The following is a 1,603-nucleotide window of genomic DNA, read 5'->3' on the forward strand; positions in this document are numbered from 1 at the left end:
CCGGCCAGCTTGGCGCCGGAGGCAAGCACGTCGTTCGGCCATTTCAGCTCGAAACGGTTTTTTCCTTCGCTGCCACCGTCGAGGCCAATGGCGATCCGGCCCTTCGGCACCACGGCATCGAGTGCATCGGCCAGCGCCAGTCCTGCGACGAAGCCCAATGTCGCGGCAAGGCGAAGCTCTGCCTTGGTGATGACGAGCAGCGTCGCCGCCAGGTTGCCTTCCGGGGTCGCCCAGACGCGGCCGCGCCGGCCACGCCCGCTTTCCTGCTTCTTGGAAACGACCCACAATTTGCCGGCGTCGCCTGCCCTTGCGTGGTCCAGTGCCAGCGCATTGGTGGAGCCGACGCTCTCATGCGCCTCGAGCCGGAACCCTTCCGACGCCGAGGTTGGAGCCAGCCGAAATGCCATGCCGTCTAGAAAAACGTCTTGGCGGCGGCTTCGGCATAGGTGCCGATCGGCCCACCGATCAACACGTAGAACAGCACGAAGGCGCCGGAGACGCCGAGCACGACACGCAATTCCGTCGCCATCGGCACGAAGCCGCCGACCGGTTCGTCGAACCACATGATCTTGATGATGCGCAAATAGTAATAGGCGCCCACCACCGAGGCCAGCACGCCGATGATCGCCAGCGCGTAGAGATTGGCGTTGATGGCGGCGAGGAAGACGTACCATTTCCCCCAGAAGCCGGCGAGCGGTGGAATGCCGGCGAGTGAGAACATCAGGATGGTCAGGATCGTCGCCATGACCGGATTGGTCGACGACAGGCCGGCCAGGTCGCTGATCTGCTCGACATTGCCTTCCTTGCGCCGCATGGCGAGGATGAAGGCGAAGGTGCCGAGCGTCATCACCAGATAGATCAGCATGTAGATGGCAACGCCGCGCACGCCGGCCTGGCTGTTGGCGGCAAGGCCGACCAGCGCGTAACCCATATGGCCAATCGAGGAATAGGCCATCAGGCGCTTGATGTTGGTCTGCCCGATTGCGGCGAAGGAGCCGAGTGCCATCGAGGCGATCGAGATGAAGACGATGATCTGCTGCCAGTCGGCGGCGATTGGCTTGAACGCGCCCATGGTGACGCGCACGATCAGTGCCATCGCCGCCATTTTCGGCGCCGCCGCCAGGAAGGCCGTCACCGGAGTCGGCGCGCCCTCATAGACGTCAGGCGTCCACATGTGGAACGGCACCGCGGAAATCTTGAAGGCAAGGCCGGCCAGCACGAAGACGAGGCCGAAAACGAGGCCAAGCTGGCGCTCGCCGCTGCCGAGTGCCGTGGCGATTTCCTGGAAGCCGGTGTTGCCGGTGTAGCCGTAGACCAGGCTGATGCCATAGAGCAGCATGCCCGACGACAGCGCACCGAGAACGAAATATTTGAGGCCCGCTTCGGTCGAGCGCAGATTGTCGCGGTTGATCGCGCACAGCACATAGATCGCCAGCGACTGCAGCTCGAGGCCGAGATAGAGGCCGATCATGCTGTTGGCCGAGATCATCAGCATCATGCCGAGCGTGCACAGCAGGATCAGCACCGGATATTCGAACTTGTCGAAACGCTCCGCCTTGGCGAAGCGCATCGACATCACCAGCGTCACCGCCGAGCCAACCAG

Annotated in this window: 1 protein-coding gene and 1 pseudogene; both read right to left on the minus strand. The window is 63.3% G+C overall.

What is annotated here, in order from left to right:
* A pseudogene (locus EN969_RS30290) lies at positions 1–407 on the minus strand (biotin--[acetyl-CoA-carboxylase] ligase); the annotation flags it as partial.
* Between the two features lie 5 nt (positions 408–412).
* Positions 413–1,603 (minus strand): NADH-quinone oxidoreductase subunit NuoN (nuoN, locus tag EN969_RS30295; protein ID WP_127419688.1); only part of this gene is annotated, 1,191 nt, incomplete at its 5' end.

This window comes from Mesorhizobium sp. M7A.F.Ca.CA.003.01.2.1, assembly GCF_003998945.1.
GTDB classification, from domain to species: domain Bacteria; phylum Pseudomonadota; class Alphaproteobacteria; order Rhizobiales; family Rhizobiaceae; genus Mesorhizobium; species Mesorhizobium ciceri.